Source organism: Thiovibrio sp. Mzg5, from assembly GCF_055379285.1.
Window position 1 is genome coordinate 158,615 of sequence record NZ_AP022872.1, and the last position, 21,420, is coordinate 180,034.

The following is a 21,420-nucleotide window of genomic DNA, read 5'->3' on the forward strand; positions in this document are numbered from 1 at the left end:
GGATCAGGACGAGCTACTGGATCTCGGCGAACGCGAAGGTGGCCTTCTTCCGCCGGGGCGGGGCCTGCTGCCGCTGGGCGGCCGACCGCTGCGGGGCGCTGCTGAGGAGGGGTCTCTTTTAACCGCGGGCCTGGAAGGGGGCGGGGTTGACAGCCACTCCGGATCGGGTTGGATGCAGGGCAGCTTGGCCCCGATGAACTCTTCGATGTCGGGGAGCTGGAAGGAATCGGACTCGTCGGCAAAGCTCACCGAGGTGCCCAGGGCGCCGGCCCGGCCGGTTCGGCCGATGCGATGCACATAATCCTCGGGGTCGTGGGGCAGGGTGTAGTTGATGACATGGCTCACCCCGTCCACATGGATGCCCCGGCCGGCCACATCGGTGGCCACCAGCACCCGAAGCTTGCCGCCCCGGAAGTTTTCCAGGGTTTTGGTGCGGGTATGCTGGGGAATGTCGCCGGAGAGGATGGCGCACTGGATGTCGTAGCGGGCCAGTTTTTCGGCGAGATGGCGGGTTTCGTCCTTGCGGTTGCAGAAGATCATCACCCGCTCCAGGTTCTGCCGGATGATGATGTTGTAGAGCAGGGCGAATTTTTCTCGGCTGCTGACCAGGTAGACCAACTGATCCACGGTATCCGTCACCACCTGATCCGGCTCGATCTCCACCGTTACCGGGTCCTTGGTCCACTGCGAGGCGAGACTGATGACCTGCGGGGTCAGGGTGGCGGAAAAAAGCAGGGTCTGGCGTTTGTCCTTGTTGGGGGTGGAGTGGACGATCTGGCGGACATCGGGGATAAAGCCCATGTCCAGCATGCGGTCCGCCTCGTCGATGACCAGGATCTCCACCTGATCGAGGTGAACGTATTGCTGGCGTTTGAAATCCAGCAGCCGGCCCGGGGTGGCGACGACGATGTCAACCTGCTGGCCGGTGACCTGGCGCTGCTGTTTCTGATAGTCCATGCCGCCCAGGATCGCGACGGTGGTGACGTTGCAGTGCTTGGTAAGCTCGCGGGCGTCCTCGACAATCTGGAGGACCAGCTCGCGGGTCGGGGCCAGGATCAGGGCGCGGGGCGAGCCGTGCTTCCGTTTGCCAGGGGGCGTGGTGCGCAGCAGCCGGGTGAAGATGGTGGCCAGGAAGGCGGCCGTCTTGCCGGTGCCGGTTTGGGCCTTGCCGGTGGCATCCTTGCCGGTCAGGGTGTGGGGCAGAATCTGGGCCTGGATGGGGGTGCAATAGGAAAAGCCCAGATCGGAGACGGCATGCATGATCTCGCTGGGCAGGTCAAGGTCGTGGAAACGGGTTTTGCCCTCAACCTTGGGAACCAGAAACTGTGAGGCATCCCAGGGCGGGGTGGGGTCGGTTTCGGGGAGCGCTGCCTGCGACCGGAGATTCTCCGGGATATGGGGGGATTTCGGCTCCTTTTTCTTGCCCCGGCGCGGGGAGGGGTGCTGCGCCTCTTGCGGGGCAACAACAAGGTCGCTGTGCTTTTTCCGACCGGTGATGATTTTTTTCAGTTTGTCACGGAAGCGATTGATGATTTTTCTTACCAAAATACCCTCTCAGCGGAGATGATGAATTTATGACGGAGTTGCGGATGGTTGCCTTGGAGCCATGGCGGGTTTGGGGGAGAAGGCAAAAGATTTTTCCGCAGGGAACCTTCGAGAAAATATGTCGGTCCAGACCGTTTGAGAAGCTTTTCGGGCAGGAGCAGGATGAACGGTCATGGAAAAAGGCGGGCAGGCGAACACGTTGGCTGAGTGGTTCGCCGTGGGTTTCATGAGAAAAGATGGTGGGCCGTCGGGGGCTCGAACCCCAAACCTAGTGATTAAGAGTCACTTGCTCTACCAGTTGAGCTAACGGCCCGTCTCTTTATGTCGTGGCAAGATATACACCTTCCGTTTTGCCTTGTCAACTATGTTGCGTCAACTTCTCTGCAATCTTTTCAGGCCCCGGCAGACGGTTTTTTTTGCCGATAAACCAGCCCGGCAGGTGCAAAAGAGGAGGGTTTCAGGTATAGTGGCTGGATTCAGGTAAAAGATTTTTTTTCGGCTTGCGCCGGAGTATGGCGAAGCCATGGGAAAGGAGAAAATTCCATGAGTAAGGTATTGATAATCGGGGCCGGAGGGGTCGGCAGTGTGGTGGTCCACAAGTGCGCACAGGTGGAGGAGGTCTTTTCCGGGATCTGTCTTGCCAGTCGGACCCTTGCCCGTTGCGAGAATATCCGGAAATCCGTCAAGGAAAGGACCGGACGCGACATCGAGATTGCCCAGGTCGATGCCGACAATGTCGCCGAGACCGTGGCCCTGATTCGGCGGTTCAAGCCGAAGCTGGTGATCAACGTGGCCCTGCCCTATCAGGATCTGCATATTATGGATGCCTGCTTGGAAACCGGGGTTGACTATCTCGATACCGCCAACTACGAGCCGCCGGACGAGGCGAAATTTTGCTACAAGTGGCAGTGGGACTATCAGGGGCGCTTCAAGGAAAAAGGGCTCATGGCCCTGTTGGGCAGCGGCTTTGATCCGGGGGTCACCAATGTCTACTGCGCCCACGCCGCCAAGCACCATTTCGACGAGATCCATTATGTGGACATCCTCGACGCCAACGCCGGCGACCACGGCCATCCCTTTGCCACCAACTTTAACCCCGAGATCAATATTCGCGAGGTTACGGCTAAGGGCAAGTACTGGGAGAACGGGGGGTGGGTCGAGACCGCGCCCCTTTCGGTGAAGCAGAGCTACGATTTTCCGGTGCTCGGCCCTAAGAACGCCTATCTCATGTACCACGAGGAGCTGGAATCCCTGGCGAAAAACCTCAAGGGGCTCAAGCGCATCCGGTTCTGGATGACCTTTTCCGACAACTACCTCAAGCATCTTGAGGTGTTGCAGAATGTGGGCATGACCGGGATCGAACCGGTGCTGTTCGAGGGGCGCGAGATCATCCCCCTTCAGTTTCTGAAGGCGCTGCTGCCCGACCCTGCCTCCCTGGGCTCGCGGACCAAGGGGAAAACCTGCATCGGCTGCGAGGTGGAGGGGATCAAGAACGGCAAGCACCGGAAGATGTTCATCTATAATGTCTGCGACCACGAGGAGTGCTACCGCGAGGTGGGTTCCCAGGCCATCTCCTACACCACCGGGGTGCCGGCCATGATCGGGGCGATGATGATGCTCACCGGCAAGTGGCGGGGCGCCGGGGTTTTCAATATGGAGGATCTGGACCCAGATCCATTCATGGAGAAGCTTAATATCCACGGCTTGCCGTGGTTGGAAAAGGTTATGGTTTAGGTGGCCCTGGGGTTTCGTGACGATACGGCCTGCGGGAATCTCTGATGAAGAGCATCGACACCACCCTCTATGAGGGAATGCGGACGGAGGCCCAAAGGACGGCCAGGCGCCGGGTGCACCACTGTCTGCATGCGAGCCCGGATGATCCGGTGCAGCGATTGGTGGTGGACATGGAGCCAGGGACCTATATCCGGCCCCACCGCCATAAAAAGCAAGAGAAGTGGGAGCTTTTCCTCTGTCTGGCCGGCAGCGGTTCGGTGCTGCTTTTTGACGATGCGGGCCTGCTGACGGAAAAGGTCGCCATTGGTGCAGGCGGGCCGCGCTATGGGGTGGAGATTCCGGCTGGGATCTGGCACACCCTGATTATCGAAGAGCCGGGTACCCTGCTGGTGGAGATCAAGCCCGGCCCATATGCGGTGCTGCCCGAGGAGGATTTTGCCCCTTGGGCTCCGGCGGAGGGCGAGGCAGCTGCGGCAGGATTCGAGGCGGCCCTGCATGGCCTGGCTGTCGGCAAGGCGGTTACTAGCTGTAATTCCGGAAGAGAAAAATGAGCCATAAAGTAATCAATATCGGCTGTGACCTGAGCCATGTGCCCACCCCCAGCTATGTCTGCGACCGGGCCAGTCTGGCCCGCAATCTAGGGATTCTCGATCAGGTCCAGCAGCGCACCGGCTGCCGAATCCTCCTGGCTCTTAAGGGTTTTGCCATGTTCAGTCTCTTCGGCCAGATCCGCGAAGTGCTGCACGGCGCCTCGGCCAGCTCCCTCTCCGAGGCGCGCTTGGCCCGTGAGGAGTTCGGCAAGGAGGTGCATGTCTATGCCCCGGCCTACGGAGACGAGGAGTTCGCTAAAATCCTCGCTTGCGCCGACCATCTGGTCTTCAATTCCTTTCGCCAGTGGCAGCATTTCAAGGATCAGGTCGCTGGGGCAGGCAAGAAGATCTCCTGCGGCATCCGGGTCAACCCGCAGTACTCCGAGGTGGATGTGGATCTCTACAACCCCTGCGGCCGCTTTTCCCGCCTTGGCGTGGTGCGCGACCAGTTCCGTCCCGAGCTGCTGGACGGTATCGAGGGGTTGCATTTTCATGCCCTCTGCGAGCAGGGTGCCGATGCCCTGGAACACACGGTTGCGGCCTTTGAGGAGAAATTCGGCGAGTTTCTTGGCACGATGCAATGGGTCAATTTCGGCGGCGGCCACCACATCACCCGGGAGGGCTACGACCTCGACCGCCTCTGCGCCACCATCAGCCGGATTCAGGAAAAATATGGGGTGCAGGTCTATCTGGAGCCGGGCGAAGCCATCGGCCTCAATATCGGGGTGCTGGTGACCCGGGTGATGGATATCGTGGAAAACGAGATGAGCACCGCCATCCTCGACACATCGGCCACGGCCCACATGCCCGATGTCCTGGAGATGCCCTACCGGCCGGTGCTCTTCGGCGCGGGCGAGCCCGGCGAGTTTGCCCACACCTACCGGTTGGGCGGGCTCTCCTGTCTGGCCGGCGACGTGATCGGCGATTATTCCTTTCCCGAGCCCCTTGCCATCGGTCAGCGGCTGGTGTTCGGCGACATGGCCCATTACACCATGGTCAAGACCACCACCTTCAACGGGGTGCGGCTGCCCAGCATCGTGGTCTGCGATTCGCGCACCGGCGAGAGCGAGGTGGTGCGTTCCTTTGGCTACGAGGATTATAGGTCCCGGCTTTCCTAGTTTGTCTTTTCCTTCTGCGGTTGTTTTTCCTCCTGGCCCTGAGGTGCGGGGATGATATGGAACAGTCGGTAGTCGTCCCCTCCCAGAATCAGCCTATTCAGTCCCTGCCCACCCCCACCGTCGCCGGAAAGTAGATCCGCCACCACCGCCCCTTCGCTGAGAAGCCAGGGTGTCCGCACGCTCACCAGGGCCGGTTCCGTGTGTTCGTTCATCAGCCCCAGAAGCCAGCCGTCTGAAGTTCGGCGCAGGTCGGCGAGGACATAGGCCGCCCCTGGTCCACTGAGCTCGATGCGGGGTTGCATCCCGAAAAAATTCTTGTAGATCGCTCCAAGCCAGGTTGTTCGGGTGTCCCAGGCAAAGGTGGGCGCGCTACCCGGGCTGTTCATCAGGATGGCCGGAGCAATAAAGTCGCCCAGGCCAAAGGTGTTGATGGCGGTGCGTGCCAAGGGATGCTCCTTGGTAACTAGTGCCGCGCTCAGACGCAGGCCGGATTCGGTTTCGCTCCACACCTGGGCAGTGCCTCCCGAGGCCGGGCGCACCCCTTGCCAGTATTTCCAGACCCGGACCGTCTTGGGCTGGGTCTGGCCGAGGATGCCTGTTGGCTCAGGGGTGAGGAGCAGGGGGGTGTAGCCGGAGCTCCAATCCGCCCCCGGTCGTATCCCGGTATCCCAGGCGGGCCGGGCCTGGCTCACGTCAATTCCGAAGACCTTGGCCATGGCTGCACCCCAGCCGGGGTTGTCCCGGTGGTTGGCGTCGAACTGGCCGGGCAGGTCGAGGTTGGCGTGGATATGGATGGACCGGTCGAGCAGTTTGGTGAGGGCGCCAAGATCATCCGGGCGCATCTGGAAATTTCTCGGCAGGAGCAGGCTTTTGGTCTTGGTCTCCATCTTCCCCTTGCCCAGGTCGGCAAGGGGCCCATTGACGAGTTTCGGCCTAAACCCCAGGCGGCGGAGCCCACCCCAGAGGGAGGCGGTCTCCTCGTTGGCCCGATTCCAGCCCAGGTCAATGTCGTTCGGCCAGTAGACGAGGATATCCGGCTCCAGCGGTTGCGAACCGGCAAGGAACCGCGTCAGGGGCAGTTGGTCCATGCGCTGGAACATGGATCGCACCGCCTCATACACCTTGGGCTTGGGTCGCCGTTCCTGATCCACCACCCCGAAGCCTGCCTCCCGTGGGTACGGCGTGGCGAGAAAGTTGTCGCGGTCGCTCCAATGGAAGAGATGCACGCCCATGGCCCCGGAGAGCATACCCTCCCAGGTGGAGCTGACGATGGCCTCGGTCTGGCGTCCAGCCGCGCCGGGGAATAAGGTTTCCGTGGAGCTGTGGCCGGTTTCCGTGATCAGCACCGGGATGTCGAGAAGGTCGCGGAACTTGGCGATGCCGAAGTCCAGGGAGCGCAGCTCATGGCCTGCCAGAGCCCAGGCATAGAGGTTGAGGGACATGAAATCCAGCGGTGCGCCTGCGGCCCGGCAGCGTTCGGTGATGGTCACCGGGTCCTCGGCGGTGAAATTGGGGTCCAGGCCGTTGAAGATGCCGGCCACTATGGAATAGGAGATTAACTGGTTCGGGGCACCGCTCTTCGCCGCCTTGGCGCCGGCGGCGAGAAAATCAGCGATGGTCTGTTTGCGCCACTGGATGAGGTCGTGGTAGCCGGAGTTGCGGATGGCCTGATGGTCGGCCCGGTCTTCCGGGTAGGTCCGCGCCATGGGTACTTCGCTAAAGCTGTGGAAGGTGGTGCCCCAGGCATTGTTGAGTTTCTCGATGCTCCCTCCGTAGGTTTGGGCCAGAAAGGCCCGGTAGGAGGGGAGGCTGACCTGTTCGTCGTAGCCGACCTGGCTCTTGATTGGGGTATTCTCCCAAAGATCGTAGAAGGCGAATTCGTTGCCGAGAATCCAGCCACCGATGGCCGGGCTTTCCTTGTAGCGGTCGCAAACCGCACCGATGAAACGGGCAAAGGCTTCCTTGGCCTGGGGATGGCTGTAGTTCAGCAGGGGGCTGGGACCGTTTACGGTGCGGGCCATGGCCTCCGGATGATGGGCAACGAACCAGGAAGGCGGGTACTGGTAGCCGATGAGGACGAAGAGCTTGAGCCCCAGGGCTTCGGCCTTTTTGACCAGATGGTCGGCCTGGTCCCAGCGATAGACACCTTCCTGTGGTTCCACGCTTTCCCAAACCAATTCCACCCGCAGGGAGTTGGCGTGGGCCTGTTGCATGGCCTCCAGGTCGTAGTCCACCTCCGCCAGAGTCTGGGTGGCGAAAACCGGCGGGTTCCAGACCTGATAGGCGAAGCCGTGGGGGATAAAGGTCTCCTGGCGGTCTGTGTCCCAGAAATAGCCTTGGCGGATGGTCAGGCCAGCTGTAGCCGTGCACGGCGGAAGGCAAAAGATGAGTAATGCGGCTGCCATGAAAAAGGCGTGAAACTTTTTTGGTGCGCGGGGAAAAGGTGTCTGCGTCAACAGCATGGAGAAGATGCCCCCTTGGATAGAGATGGATATGGAGTGATGCTGGGGCATTGTATCATCAGTGGGCTGCGGCTGTCCTGGATAAAAAAGGTTTATCTGGGAATGAGATAGGGAAAACCTTTCTTATGTTCTCTCTTTCTTCTTTTGCGTGCCCAAAAGAAGAAACAAGAAAAAGGCACCCCAACCAGTCCTGGCCCTTCGGGCTTCCCTTACTTCTCGACGAGGGCGGGACGCGGAAAAACTCGGGCTTCGCCCTCAAACAGTTCCCGCGTCTTTTCCCGCCCTCGTCTGCGAGGCGCGGCAGGACAAATGGGGGAAAGGAAAATCCCATTGGCACGCAGCCGAGCACCGGAGAGGCTGCCGAAAAGGGGATTTGCACTGTTTGAGCGCAGCGAGTTTGCAAAGCCCCGGCAGCATCGAGGAGCACAGGGCATCCCGCCCGCGGCGGGACAAGAGACACAGGGTGCCTTTTCTTTGGTTCGTTTCTTTGGGCAAACAAAGAAATGAACATACTGATTACACGCCGCATTCCCGGATAAAACATAAAAAAGGCCGGACCCCTGGTGGGCGTCCGGCCTTTTTACATTTCAGAGTGAAAGGTGCTGCTCAGCGGTCCGTCATCCCGTAGCCCGATTCGCCATGGAGGGACATATCAAGACCCTCGATCTCACCCTGCTGGTCGATTCTGAAGCCCACGGTTTTTTCCACAACCACACAGATCAGAAGGGTGGCGGAAGCAGCCAGGGCAATGGTCACGCCCATGCCCAGAAGTTGCACCTGCAATTGATCAAGGGCGGTCCAGCTCCGACCGGCTGCGGTGGAGGCCTTTGCCATCCAGGAGTCGCGGATGAAAAAGGAGAGCAGGAGCACGCCGAGGCCGCTGCCTACACCGTGGATGCCGAAACAGTCCAGGCTGTCGTCGTAGCCAAGGCGTATTTTCATGAGCAGGGCGAAGTAGCAGAGCAGCGAAGAGGCTGCGCCGAGGGTGAGTGCTCCCAAGGGCTGGACTACGCCGGCGGCCGGGGTGATTACCACCAGGCCGGCGAGAATCCCGGAAACAAAGCCCAGGGAGGTGGCCTTTTTGAAGGCGATGGCCTCAATGATCAGCCAGGTCAGTGCCCCGCTTGCCGCCGAGATCTGGGTCATCGTCAGGGCGCGGGCGGTTTCCAAGCCGCTCTGCATGGTGGAGCCGGCATTGAAGCCGTACCAGCCGACCCAGAGAAGGCCCGCGCCCATCATGGTCATGACCAGATTGTTTGGGTGCATGGCGGTTTTTGGGTACCCCAGGCGTGGGCCGAGGAACAGGGCAGCGACCAGGGCGCTGACTCCGGCGGAAACGTGGATCACCAGGCCGCCAGCCAGGTCGATGACCCCGTTGGCTCCGGCGTTGAATAGCCAGCCGTCCGGAGCCCAGACCCAGTGGCACAGCGGGCTGTAGACAAACAGGAACCAGAGGACGATAAAGAGGATGTAGCCCCGAAAATAAACCCGTTCGGCGATGGCGCCGCTGATCAGGGCTGGGGTGATGATGGCGAATTTGCCCTGGAACATGGCCAGGACATACTCTGGCACGCCGTTGGTGATCGTCTCGTCGATTCCGCCGAGCAGAAAGTAATCCGGGTTCCAGCCGATGACGCCGCCAAGGATGCTTTTGCCGAAGGTGAGGCTGTAGCCGCAGACCACCCAGAGCACGCCGATGACCGCCATGGAAACAAAGCTGTGCATCATGGTGCCCAGGACGTTCTTGGTGCGGACCAGGCCGCCGTAAAACATGGCCAGCCCGGGTACCATCAGTAAAACCAGGGCCGTGGAGACCAGCATCCAGGCCGTGGTGCCGCTGTCCACGCATTGGCTGTCCCCGGCCAGGGCAAGGGCGGGAAGGAGCACAAGGCCAAGGGTGCTACAGGGTATGGCGAGAAAACGGTGGCGCATGGTATCTCCTTGGTGTTCCGGATTGATGTGGTGTGGTGGACCTCTGGACGGTTTGCGAGAATTGTGCCACGGTTGTGGTATTTGTTTTCTCTTTGAATATGTGTTGTTTTCTGCTATCCATTGCTGGTTGGCTCGGCTGGTGTTCATAGACAAATATGTAAAATGCATGTTTATATCGCACATATTTGTAGTGTTTTTTTGTAGGTGTCCGGGCCGGATGCGGGAGGGTGGCCCCGGTGGAAATCGTGGCCTCGATACTAGTATTTTTTAGGGGTTGACCTGGGGAGGCAAATAATGCGATACCCATGCATTGGGTAGCAGGTGTCGACTGGGGGAGTTCGGGGGGAACTGCCCGATGATTTCACAGGCAGAAGGAGGGGGGGGAATGCGTCGGTTCGTGGTGAAATTCAAGGTCGGGGGGCCTGAACTCTGGCGTAATGCCGCAATCGAAAAAACAACTGTTGATGCCCAGAATGTGGCCATGGCCATGTATGAGTTTCACCGGAAGCACGCGCAGTTGAGCCAGAAAATGACTGTTACCGAGGTGTACGAAGAGGGTTAGGGGTGCATTGCGCCGCTTATATAATAGATGTGTAAGAAAAAGAGGGACGGCGCAAGCCGTCCCTCTTTTTTTATGCCCAAGCGTCGCTGCCGCCAGCTGGACATGTTTCAGGCGCTAGGTTTGGATTGGGTTGGGGATGCTGGAACATCTCGATGGGGAGAGTAGCCCATTCTGGTCCCTGGATTGTCTGGGTGGAAAAACGCAGGAGGTGGGGAATGGTACGCCTGTTGTTTTTATAGGCTCAGACTGTAAGGGTTTTTGGGTGCTATGGCTGTAATCCCTTGTCCTGCCATGGTTTTCTCGCGGTAAAATTCCTGGAAAATTATTGGGTTGGGGGTGGTATTTTTTTGTTGCGGCAAAATGATGCAAGTGGTAATCAATTCTTTATTGGGTATATTTCCCATAATGATTGGGGTGTGTGCGTCTTTCCGTTGGGATGGATTGAGGCCGTTGCCCCACCAGCAAAGTCGCCAATAGATAAGGAGGTGAGGCGCAGAGGGACGCAGTGGAAAAGAGGGAATAATGTTTTTTTGTGAAAAAAAAGCAAGGGGAGACATTTTATGAAGAAATTTTTGTTTGCGACCTCCGCACTGGCCATCCTGTGCGGAGCCACGCAGGCCCAGGCAGTGGTCCTAGCGGCCCACGCGGGCATCACGTCTTACAACGGGCCGGCCACCTGTATCGCCTGTCATCCGACGCAGGGTACGGACATGCTCAACAGTATCCACATGCAATGGAAAGGCACCGTTTCGGAGCTGACCAACGCCCCCGGCCAGTCGCTGGGCAAGGGCGTGAAGGGTATCAACACCTTCTGTACCTACGCCATGTCTTCTGGTGGCGCCTGCTTCAACTGTCATGTCCGGGCCGACGGCAATGCCCCACATTCGCCTTCTGTGAATGATGTGGATTGCTTGATGTGCCATAACGACACCTATATGCGGAAAACAACGCCTGATCCGTCTACGGCCATGACCGTGACCGACTACCTGGGTCAGCTGAAGACCTATATCTTTGGTCTGCGCGATGCGCAGGGTAACTATTTCACCGAGCCTGATTACGCATTGATGCCGGCAGGCACCACCATGGTTGATCTTGCCAAGAATGTGCACAAGCCCACCCGGAAATCCTGTCTGCGCTGCCATGCCAAGGCTGCTGGTTCCGATTGGGCCAAGCGCGGTGATATGGGCGTCAATACTGCGGCTCCCACCGATGCCCAGGACGTGCATATGTCCCCGACCCGCGGCAACCTGAGCTGTGCTGCGTGTCATACCACCAGCAAGCACAAGATCGGCGGTCGTGGTATTGACCTGCGTGCAACCGAGGCGGTTGATCCGAAATGTCAGGATTGCCACGGCTCCGCACCGCACAACACTACCACCACCGGTGTTAAGATGAACCGCCATGCCGCGAACCGGGTAGCCTGTCAGACCTGTCATATCAAGACTTTTGGCAAGGGCGGCGCCACCGAGATGTCCCGCGATTGGGGTACACCGGTTTGGAATCCTGCCTTCTGCAACGGTCAGGGCGGTTATGTGGGCGAGGAAGTCAAGCTCGCCAACGTAACCCCGCAGTACCGCTGGTTTGACGGCACCTCTTACGTGTACAACGTGGGCGAAACCATCACCAAGAATGCCGATGGTACCGTCACCATGGCCAAGGCAAACGGTAAGATCTTCGACGGCAAGTCCAAGATCGTGCCCATCAAGAACCACACCACAACCAAGATCGCGCTGATGGCCGATGGCCGGATTGTTCCGCCTGCGATCATGTGGATGTTCATGACCGGCGACATCAACCAGGCTGTGGCAAAGGGCATGCTCGATCAGGGCATGACCGGCACCTACACCTATGTGAATGCCAATGCCGAGATGCTGATCACCCATGGGGTTGAGCCCAAGACCATGGCCCCGACCTGCGCCACCTGTCATGGTACCTCGACCGGTCACAACAACCTGATGGTGCCGTTCACCCAGTTGGGCTACCATCAGCTGCCGACCTCAGCCAAGGGTTGCACCATGTGTCACAGCAAGAAAACCCTGAGCTGGGAAGGGACGCACGACAAGCATCGCTCTAAGTTCGCCTGTACCGGTTGCCATAGCGCAACTCCGACGGCTCTGAAGAGCCCGACTTCGACTCTGTGCAAGACCTGTCATAGTCTGAAGACCGGAACTTCTCAATATGTACATGGCAAGCATATCCCGAAGGGCTATGCCTGCACGACCTGTCATATCATGCCGTAACAGCATAAGCAGTACCGTATCTGAGAAGTAAGTAGGGGAGGTTCCCGGTTTCCGGGGCCTCCCCTTTTTTTGTTGCGGCAAAATGTCGCAGGTGGTAATAATCCGTCTGATTGGGTATATTTCCTAGTACTATTGGGGCGTAATGCGTGCTTTCCCGTTGTAAGGATTGAAGCCGATTCTGCCCCGCCGACAAAGCCGCCAAGAGACCAGGAGGTGCGGTGCAGGGGTAGCAGTGGAAATCTAGCAGTGGAAACGAGGGAAAAAGTTTTTTTGTGAAAAAAAATGCAAGGGGAGACACTATGAAGAAATTTTTATTTGCGACCTCCGCACTGGCAATCCTGTGCGGCGCCACGCAGGCCCAGGCAGTGGTTTTAGCTGCCCACGCGGGCATCACGGCCTACAACGGCCCGGCCACCTGTATTGCCTGCCATCCGACGCAGGCCACGAACATGCTCAACAGCCTGCACATGAAGTGGTCCGGCCCCACTCCGGAGCTGACCAACGCCCCCACCCAGAATCTGGGCAAGGCGGTGAAGGGGATCAACTCCTTCTGCACCTATGCCATGTCTTCTGGGAATACCTGTTTTACCTGCCACGTTCGGGCCGATGGCAATGCTCCGCATGCTGCTTCGGCAAATGACGTGGATTGCCTCATGTGTCATAACGACACCTATCAGCGGAAATTCACCATGGATCCGACCAAGACCATCACGGTGACCAATATCCTTGGCCAGATCAAAACCTATATCTTCGGTCTGACCGATGTCGATGGCAACTTCTTCACCGAGCCCAACTATGCGGCCATGCCGGTAGGCACCACCATGGTTGATATCGCCAAGAACGTTCACAAGCCCACTCGGCAATCCTGTCTGCGTTGTCATGCCACAGCTGGTGGTGCGGATTGGACCAAGCGCGGCGATATCGGCTTGAACACGGCTGCCGCCGCAACTGATGCCCAGGATGTCCATATGTCCCCAACCCGCGGCAACCTCACCTGTTCTGCCTGCCATGCCGTCAGCGGCCACAAGATTGCTGGTCGTGGCATTGACCTGCGTCAGACCGAGGCCACTGATCCCAAGTGTACGGATTGTCACGGTACCGCACCGCACAGCAGTTCCACCACCGGTATCAATATGAATCGCCACGCCGCAGGCCAGGTTGCCTGTCAGACTTGCCATATCAAGACCTTTGGCAAGGGTGGTGCCACCGAGATGTCCCGCGATTTCCGGATTCCGGTATGGCGTGCGAGCCAGCTCGGCGGACAGGGTGGCTTTGTCGGCGAGGAGATCGCGGCCTCCAACGTGACGCCGGAGTACCGTTTCTTTGACGGTACCTCCTATGTCTACAACGTTGGCGAAACCATTGCCGCCAATGCCGATGGCACCTACACCATGGCCAGGGCCAACGGTAAGATCTTCGATGGCAAATCCAAGCTTGTGCCCATCAAGAACCACAAGACCATCATGCCCATCATGGCAGACGGTCGGCTTGTTCCGCCTGCGATTCTCTGGATGTTCATGACCGGCGATTATAACCAGGCCGTGCAGAAAGGCATGGAAGCCGCAGGCATGACTGGCAGCTACACCTATGTGACCGCCAACGCAGAGATGCTGGTCACCCATGGGGTTGAGCCGAAGACCATGGCGCCTACATGTGCCACCTGTCATGGCACAAAGACGGGCCACAACAACCTGATGATTCCTTTCACTGCCCTTGGCTACCATGAGATGCCGGCCTCGGCGAAAGGCTGCACCATGTGTCACAGCAAGAAGACCCTGAGCTGGGAGTCGGCGCACTCCAAGCATCGGAGTGCTCTGAAATGTTACGCATGTCATAGCAAGGCTCCGGTTGGCCTGGTCGCGCCGACTTCGACTCTGTGTAAACAGTGTCACAGTCTGCAGACTGGTAGCTCTCAGTCGGTGCACAAGAGACATCTGCAGCAGGGGAAAGCCTGCACGGTCTGCCATATATACTAGGCCGTAAGCAGCAGTAGCAGTACCGTATCTGAAAAGTAAGTAGGGGAGGTTCCCGGTTATCGGGGCCTCCCCTTTTTTTGTTTCAGTTGAGGATGCGGCAAAAGTGACTGCCCCTCGACAGGTTCAGGACGAACGGATAGTAAAATAGTTTTGTCGTTCGTCCTGAACCTGTCGAAGGGCGGTGTTCAATGCTGAAGGTGACAAATAGCGCTGGCCGGATGAATGGGTGGCCCTATCCTTAAAACAAAAAAAAGCCCCGGCTTTTCAGCCAGGGCTTTTGTATTGCAGTGCAGTGGGAAGGAACTTAAAAGGGCCGCATCACCCAGATGCCGCAGGGACAGGTGTCGCTGCAGAAACCGCAGGCTATGCACTTGTCCGGGTCCGAGACATACTGGTAGTTTTTGCCATCCAGCTTTTGCCTGGAGATGGCCTGGGTGGGGCAGATGGTCTCGCAGAGGTGGCAGTCGCGGCAGGTGCCGCAGCTCATGCAGCGTTCCGCCTCTGCCGCCTCGGAGGAACCGGGGCAGGGCTCCGGGTTGTAATGGGCTGCGGTCAGGCTGGCGTGGGGGATGAGCTGCTGGCCGAAGTCCTTCCACTCCTCGCCTTTGAATCCGGCCACAATGGCTTCCGCTGTTTTCTTGCCCGCGCCCAGGGCGTTGGTGGCCAGACCCGGCCGCTCCACATCGCCGATGGCCGAGATCTTCGGGTCGCTGGTAAGGCCTGCGGCATTGCATTTGATCCAGCCTGCGCCGCCCACGGTGATAACCTCAACGGTGTCCGGGAGGAACTTCAGGGCCGGGACATCGCCGATGGAGATGATCACGGTCTGGGCCGGGATGAGCTGGCCTGCCGCATCGATGAGCCCTTCGGCGGTGACCTCTTTAGTCTGCACCGGCCATTGGAAGGTGGCGCCCAATGCCTCGGCTGCCGCTTTTTCCTTGCCGAATGCCAGGGGCTTCTGGATATCCACCAAAGTAACCTGCTGGGCTCCCAACCGGTACGCCTCGCAGGCCACATCGCAGCCCACGTTGCCCGCGCCGATGATCACCACCTGTTTGCCGACCTTCATCGGCTTGGCGCTTTTTGCGCTCTTCAGGAAGTCCAGGGCGGGAACGACCCGTTCATGGCCGGGGAAGGGAATGGTGCGCGGCTGATGGGTGCCCACGGCCACGATGACATGGTCGTATTTTTTCTTCAGCTCGGCAAACTTGTCCTTGGTCATGGCCACACCGAAGTTGGCCTTGATATTGGGCATGGAGAGGAAACGCGCAATCTCCGCGTCCCAGATGGCCTTGGGCAGTCGCTCCCAGGGGATGACCTGGCCTAGTTTGCCGCCCAACTGCTGGTCGCGCTCGAAGATGTGCGCCTCAACCCCAGCCTTGGCCAGTTGCCAGGCCGCGTTCATGCCGGCCGGGCCGCCGCCGATGATGGCGACCTTCTTGCCCAGCGACTTGGCGGGTTTGGGCGGCTTGGCGTCGCGGGCTGCGCGGCCCAGCATCTGCACGTCGATTTTTTCGTCCACCAGTTGCCGGGAACAGTTCTGCATGCAGAGGTTCGGGCAGACATAACCGCAAACCGAGGCTGGCAGGGGGGTGTAATCGAGCAGCATCTTGTAAGCCTCATCCCCTTTGCCTTCGCGGATCAGCCGCAAGCGGTCGATGGTGGGAATGTGCACCGGGCAGTAGTAGGCGCAGGGCGCGGCCTTGTCGCGGTTGGCCCAGAAGGGCTGCCGCCGCCGCAAGTCTCCGGTCTCGATCATGCCGATGGGGCTGCGGTCCAGGCCTGGGGCCAGATCGCGGATGGGATCGCCGCCGCCAAAGCCCGGATTCCAGATCTTTTGCTTGAACTCGGCCATGGGCATGGGGCCGGAAAACATCAGGGCCCGGTCCTGGGGCGGGATGGAAACCAGCATCATCCATTCCTTGCGGACGGAGAGCTTTTTGAGCAGCCGGGTGCGGCCGATCTTTTTGAGATAGACGGGCATCCGCTCCATGAGCCAGGCCCACTGAGCGTCGTCCGGCAGCACCGCCATGACGCTCTTCTTGTCGTAGGAGCCATCGTTTTTGCCCCGATAGAAGAGCCAGCCGCCGACCATGCCGACGCAGGGGCGGTAGCCCAGGATGTTCTTGGGGTTCTTGGCCTCGATGCCGCAGATGATGCCGATGCCGCCGCAGTTGAACTCGGCAAAGGTGTCGCCCACCGAGCCCAACACCCACAGCTCCGGGCGCTGGTGTTCGGGGTTCCATTTGGTCATGGTCAGGCCGCGCGCCCCGATGGAGCCGCCGATATAGACCTTGCCTTCGGCCATGGCGTTGCAGACCCCGTTGGTGGCGTCGCCCTTGACGGTGATCTCCGCGCCGATGTTGAGGTAGCCCACGTCATCGGAGGCAGGCCCGTCGCAGACAATGGTGGTGCCGGGCATGCCCATGCAGCCCAAGCGCTGGCCACAGGGGCCGCTGACCTCGATCTCCACCTTCTTGCCGCCGTTTTTCAACCGACCGCCCACATTGTGCTGGCCGTAGGTTTCCAGCTTCAAGCGGTTGGATTTGGCAAAGGCCTTCTGGACCAGTTCTTCAAAATTCTTGGAGCTGATCCGCTGGCCATTGGTATCAAGCCCTTTTACGACAATTGCTTTGCTCACAGCGTGCTCCTTCTTAACAGACGTATCTGATATTTAAACGTTCGGCTACATCCTTGTCATCGATGCCCAGGGCGTCGGACATGCCGATGGGCAGGCTCTGGGAGCGGCCCAGGGGCGCCATGATCTTCTTCATCTCGGTGCGGATGGACATGAAGGTCTCCACCACGCGTTGGGCGACCTGATCCGGGTCGAGACGGCGGTAGAGCTTAGGGTTCTGGCTGGTGATGCCCTTGGGGCACAGGCCGATGTTGCAGACGTTGCAGCGATTGCTTTCGGTGCCGAGACACCCTGCCGCCGATTGCATGATGAACTTGCCCATGTGGACACCGCTTGCGCCCAACATGATCAGGGCCATGCCGTTTTGGGTGACATTGCCGTTCTTGCCCACCCCGCCTGCGGCGAAGATGGGGATTTCATTCTGCTTGCCCTGGGCGCAGAGGTCGAGGTAGCACTCGCGGACATTGGCGGCAATGGGATGGCCGGTGGCGTCCATGCTGATGTTGTAGGCCGCACCCGTGCCGCCGTCGATGCCGTCGATCATTAAGGCCCCGGCATAGGGGTTGCGCACCAGGTTGTTCAAGACCGATTTGGCCGAGGTGGAGCCGGAAATCTTCGGATAGACCGGCACCCGGAAGTTCCAGGCCATGGACATGGTCTGGATCATCTTCATCACCGACTCCTCAATGGAGTAGAGGGTCTGGTGCACGGGCGGCGAGGGCAGATCCACGCCCTCGGGTACGCCGCGCAGCCGGGCGATGAGCTTACTGACCTTGAACCACATCAGCAGGCCGCCGTCGCCGGGCTTGGCGCCCTGGCCGTACTTGATCTCGATGGCCGCCGGATCGCACTGCATCTCGGGGATGGCCCGGATGATCTCATCCCAGCCGAAATAGCCGGACGCGATCTGGAGGATGATGTATTTGAGAAACGGGCTGCGCAGAACCCAGGGCGGGCAGCCGCCCTCGCCGGTGGCCATGACCACGGGAATACCCAGAACCTCGTTGCAATAGGCCACGCCCTGCAAAAGACCCAGCCACATGTTGGGCGAGAGGGCGCCAAAGGACATGGAGCCGATGACAAAGGGGAAGATCTCCCGCACCGGCGGAATCCATTCCCCGGCCAGCTTGCGCCGGACATATTCTTCCGGCGGCAGTACCCGGCCGAGCAAGGTGTTGCAGGAAAACTCATGGCGGCCTGCATCGAGAGCCGGATCGGTGAGCATGGAGATTCGGTCGAAGATGATCCGGTCAAGCAGGCTCGCGCCCGGCGCATTGCGGCGGCCGCCGCGTTTGGCCGGTTCGCCCTGTTGGGTGTTAAGGAAACGGAAGCGGTCGCGCTCGCCGTTTTGCACCGGATGGATCGCCTCGTTGGGGCAGACCATGGCGCAGGTGCCGCAGCCGATGCAGCGTTTGCCGATCTCGGTGGACTGGCGGATGCCGACAAAGGTCTTGTACGAGCTGCCCCGTTCCGTGGCGGAAAGCACCAGATGGGGCATGCGCTTGCGCATGTAGGCCAGCTTCAGGGTGTTCACCGGACAGACCGCGGCGCACTGGCCGCACAGGGTGCAGCGGTCTTCGCGGTGCTCAATGATCCAAGGCAGATCGTTGGGGGTTAGGCTGCTTGGGGTATTGGCAATTGATCGAACTGAGACCATATCTGCAACTCCTGTCTGTCTGGAGGAATAATAACGGTGTGTTCCCGCATGGGCTGGAAATCCTTGGAGCGATCCCGGTCGGGGATCATGGCGTCAACCCCGCACATCTCAGAGGCAATGGCCCACTCGCCGGGCTTGCCGCCCACGGTGGCGGGGCGCATCTTCTTGGCATCCATGACCAGCATGGAGGTTTCATCGGGCAGGGTGCCGATCACCGCGTTGGGGCCGTCGATGATCAGACGGCGGCAGGCATCCCGCAACCCGCGAAGAAAATCGCCCTGGGGATGCACGGCCAGCTCTTCGTTTTTGAGCGGGGTGATCACATGCTTGTATGCTTCCAGCGGCAGCATGAGCTGCTTGGTTACATAGTGGAGGATATGGGCGAAGACCTCGGAATCGGACTGGTAGCCGATGTAGCCGGGAAAGGCCCGGCCGGTGAGCCAGTCTTTGATGGGGATAAAGGCGGTGTTCTCGCCGTTGGTCATGGTGGCCACGCCCTGGATGAAGAAGGGGTGGCAGGCATAGAGGTTGATGCCGTAGTTGGTGTTCTGCCGGCCCTGGGCCATGCAGATCCGGCTGGTGATCCGGCCGGAATCGAGGCCCAGCGCGAGGCCGATATCCAGGGGCCAGCCCACTTCCTTGATCATGGCCACGTCGGGCCACAGGGAAAAGGCGGTGAGGTCGTTGTTGTGGGCCTCGCCGTCGGCGCGCAGGGCCAAGCGGGTCAGCATCAGCTCATGTTCGACCTGCTGGGCGGTGAGCTTGCTCCAGGCCGCGGGATTCTTGTATACCCGGAGGACATACTTGTGCCGGTCCTGGGCCTCGATCATGGTTTTTTTCACCTCAAATTCGTGATCGTACTTGAGGGTGAATCCTGCCTTATCCATAATATGGTCGAGACGGGTGAGCGCGCCTTCGGTGTGGGCGATGCCCGAGAGGATCGGGTCCTGGGCATTGTATTTGTAATCCGCGAACTTGAGCCCCCTCAGCAACAGGCCGAGGCCGCTGCCGTCATACCCTTCCTGCATGGCTTCCATGGCCTGCAGAACCGAGAAGGGAGAGAAAGGCTCACTTGCGGTTTTCATGGCTAACCGACACATGTGTCACTCCTTTTGGTGCTATAAATTGGCTTCGTCATAAGCCAAGGCACAGCCAGCGTCCTTGTGCTTATTGAAAATAATATGCGCCTGTGGATCAGGGTTAAAACTAATGATTATAGCGAGAAATTTCAACCGTACAAGGCGAATTTAGCGACTCACTGCATTACACCACAATAAATGGATTGTCAAGGGGGGAAACCGGGCCTTGCGCAGGCCTGGGGCCAGGAAACTTTTCTGTGCCGGGAGGTTGTTTTTTGCGCTGGCTGTGTTTTGCCGGGATGATTTGCGCGCAGGATATCCGGCCTGCGCGCGACAAGGGAAAAAGGTCCATTTCCCCTTGACAAAAGAAGATAAACCGAATATCAGGAATCCTCCCAAAGGGGAGCATTGTTGACCGTTTCCGTTGGTGTTTTTTTGATAAAAGTTCTTTTATTTCATTAAGTTGCGCGGGACCATTGTTTGGGGCGCGAATTCATTTTCAAGCAGGGAACATGACATCGTTATTGACCTTCCCAAAAGGCGGGGTGCATCCGCCGGCAGCAAAAAATCTGACCTCCGGCCTGGCCATCGAGGTGATGCCGGTTCCTGACGAACTGGAGATCATCCTGGGCCAGCATATCGGCGCTCCCTGCACTCCCACGATTTCCGTCAAGGATGTGGTCCGGGAGGGCCAGGTCATCGGTGAGGTGACCAAGGGGCTGGGAGTGCCGTTGCACGCCCCTGTTTCCGGGACCATTAAGGGTTTCGGCATGTCCGGCCACCCCATGCGGGTCAGCGCGCCCTCCATTACCATCCAGACCGACCACGAGGCTGCGGCCGTAGAGTATGCCCGCTGCGACTGGCGGGCGCTCGCCAAGGAAGAATTGCTGGCCAAGGTGCATGGCGCCGGAATCATCGGCATCGGCGGCGCAGGCTTTCCCTCCCACGTCAAGCTCAACCCGCCCCCGGACAACCCGGTGGATACCCTGATTTTAAACGGCGCCGAATGCGAGCCCTACATCACGGCGGACCATCGCCAGATGCTGGAAAATGCCAAGGAGATTGTCGAGGGCGCCTTGGTGATCCTCAAGATTCTCGGGATCAAGAAATGCTTCATCGGCATCGAGAGCAACAAGCCCGACGCCATCACGATCATGACCGAGGCGGCGGCCGCTGCCTCCACCCCGGAATACACCGTTGTTGTTCAGCCCTTGGAGGTCAAGTATCCGCAAGGGTCGGAAAAACAGCTCATCCAAGCCATTACCGGGCGGAAGGTTCCCGGCTTTGCCCTGCCTTCGGCTGTGGGCGTGGTGGTTCACAATGTGAGCACCGCCCGGGCGATTTACGATGCGGTGGTGCTGTCCAAACCCCTGTACGAAAAGGTCATGACCATCTCCGGCAAGGGGATCACGCGGCCGGCCAATCTGCTGGTCAAGGTGGGCACCAAGGTCAGCGACATTGTCGAGTACCTGGGCGGGGTAACGCCTGAGCTGGCCAAGGTCGTCATGGGCGGGCCGATGATGGGTTTTGCCGTTTCCAGCCTGGACATCCCGGTGACCAAAACCACCTCCTCGGTGCTGTTTCTTGCCGAGGAAGAGATCGACACCACCCCCCACTCCCAGTGCATCCGTTGCGGTTGGTGCCTGGAGGCATGTCCCATGGGGTTAGAGCCCAAGGAGATCGGTCTCTATGTGGAGGCGGGTCGTCCGCAGGATACCGGGCAGTTCGGGGTGTTCGAGTGCTTTGAATGCGGTTGCTGCGCCTATGTCTGTCCGGCCAAACGGCCCTTGGTCCAGTTTGTCCGGCTGGCCAAGATGAAGGCCAAGCGTTGATTTTTTAGAACGTCATCAAGGAGAAAAGTCATTAACGAGCACGCTTCCGAGAACC

The 21,420-nt window shown here is 59.3% G+C and carries 13 protein-coding genes and 1 tRNA gene; 7 read left to right on the forward strand and 7 right to left on the reverse strand.

Features of this window, described 5'->3' with window-relative positions; translation table 11 throughout:
- Window positions 1-3 precede the first annotated feature (3 nt).
- A complete protein-coding gene (gene rhlB, locus ACZ46D_RS00740; protein ID WP_464928129.1) occupies window positions 4-1,545 on the reverse strand; it encodes an ATP-dependent RNA helicase RhlB in 1,542 nt (513 codons plus the stop codon).
- A gap of 237 nt (window positions 1,546-1,782) precedes the next feature.
- Window positions 1,783-1,858, reverse strand: a tRNA-Lys gene (locus tag ACZ46D_RS00745).
- A gap of 230 nt (window positions 1,859-2,088) precedes the next feature.
- Between ACZ46D_RS00745 and ACZ46D_RS00750 the strand changes: the two genes are divergently transcribed.
- Genes ACZ46D_RS00750 through nspC form a run of 3 tightly spaced genes read left to right on the forward strand, consistent with a single transcriptional unit; the run spans window position 2,089 to window position 4,987 of the window.
- The gene (locus ACZ46D_RS00750; protein WP_464928130.1) at window positions 2,089-3,279 is read left to right on the forward strand and encodes a saccharopine dehydrogenase family protein; all 1,191 of its coding nucleotides are present in this window, start codon (window positions 2,089-2,091) and stop codon (window positions 3,277-3,279) included.
- Window positions 3,280-3,323: 44 nt separating this feature from the next.
- Entirely contained in the window at window positions 3,324-3,830 is a 507-nt protein-coding gene (locus tag ACZ46D_RS00755; protein WP_464928131.1) for a WbuC family cupin fold metalloprotein, read from the forward strand.
- Window positions 3,827-4,987, forward strand: coding sequence for a carboxynorspermidine decarboxylase (gene nspC, locus ACZ46D_RS00760; protein WP_464928132.1), 1,161 nt, complete (start codon window positions 3,827-3,829; stop codon window positions 4,985-4,987). Before ACZ46D_RS00755 ends, nspC begins: the two co-directional genes overlap by 4 nt.
- Here the strand turns inward: nspC and ACZ46D_RS00765 are convergent.
- Both ACZ46D_RS00765 and ACZ46D_RS00770 read right to left on the reverse strand, forming a co-directional pair.
- Complete coding sequence (locus tag ACZ46D_RS00765) at window positions 4,984-7,392, reverse strand: beta-galactosidase (protein ID WP_464928133.1); 2,409 nt, start codon at window positions 7,390-7,392, stop codon at window positions 4,984-4,986. The two genes, nspC and ACZ46D_RS00765, sit on opposite strands and share 4 nt — an antisense overlap.
- A 663-nt stretch (window positions 7,393-8,055) precedes the next feature.
- Window positions 8,056-9,381, reverse strand: coding sequence for an ammonium transporter (locus ACZ46D_RS00770; RefSeq protein ID WP_464928134.1), 1,326 nt, complete (start codon window positions 9,379-9,381; stop codon window positions 8,056-8,058).
- Window positions 9,382-9,766: 385 nt separating this feature from the next.
- Between ACZ46D_RS00770 and ACZ46D_RS00775 the strand changes: the two genes are divergently transcribed.
- The 3 genes from ACZ46D_RS00775 (at window position 9,767) to ACZ46D_RS00785 (ending at window position 14,159) form a co-directional block, all read left to right on the forward strand.
- Window positions 9,767-9,943, forward strand: a complete 177-nt coding sequence (locus ACZ46D_RS00775) for a hypothetical protein (protein WP_464928135.1) — start codon at window positions 9,767-9,769, stop codon at window positions 9,941-9,943.
- A 560-nt stretch (window positions 9,944-10,503) separates the two neighbouring features.
- Window positions 10,504-12,183, forward strand: a complete 1,680-nt coding sequence (locus ACZ46D_RS00780) for a multiheme c-type cytochrome (RefSeq protein WP_464928136.1) — start codon at window positions 10,504-10,506, stop codon at window positions 12,181-12,183.
- A gap of 299 nt (window positions 12,184-12,482) precedes the next feature.
- Window positions 12,483-14,159, forward strand: coding sequence for a multiheme c-type cytochrome (locus ACZ46D_RS00785; protein ID WP_464928137.1), 1,677 nt, complete (start codon window positions 12,483-12,485; stop codon window positions 14,157-14,159).
- A gap of 304 nt (window positions 14,160-14,463) precedes the next feature.
- Here ACZ46D_RS00785 and ACZ46D_RS00790 read toward each other — a convergent pair whose 3' ends face one another.
- From ACZ46D_RS00790 to ACZ46D_RS00800, 3 genes are read right to left on the reverse strand one after another with little or no spacing between them, the layout of a single operon-like run.
- Window positions 14,464-16,800, reverse strand: a complete 2,337-nt coding sequence (locus tag ACZ46D_RS00790; protein WP_464928138.1) for an FAD-dependent oxidoreductase — start codon at window positions 16,798-16,800, stop codon at window positions 14,464-14,466.
- Window positions 16,801-16,813: 13 nt separating this feature from the next.
- On the reverse strand, window positions 16,814-18,454 hold the full coding sequence (locus tag ACZ46D_RS00795; RefSeq protein WP_464928139.1) for a glutamate synthase-related protein: 1,641 nt from the start codon (window positions 18,452-18,454) through the stop codon (window positions 16,814-16,816).
- Complete coding sequence (locus ACZ46D_RS00800) at window positions 18,412-19,554, reverse strand: class II glutamine amidotransferase domain-containing protein (RefSeq protein WP_464928140.1); 1,143 nt, start codon at window positions 19,552-19,554, stop codon at window positions 18,412-18,414. The genes ACZ46D_RS00795 and ACZ46D_RS00800 overlap by 43 nt, the downstream gene beginning before the upstream one ends.
- Window positions 19,555-20,045: 491 nt before the next feature.
- Between ACZ46D_RS00800 and rsxC the strand changes: the two genes are divergently transcribed.
- The gene (rsxC, locus tag ACZ46D_RS00805) at window positions 20,046-21,365 is read left to right on the forward strand and encodes an electron transport complex subunit RsxC (protein WP_464928141.1); all 1,320 of its coding nucleotides are present in this window, start codon (window positions 20,046-20,048) and stop codon (window positions 21,363-21,365) included.
- Window positions 21,366-21,420 lie beyond the last annotated feature (55 nt).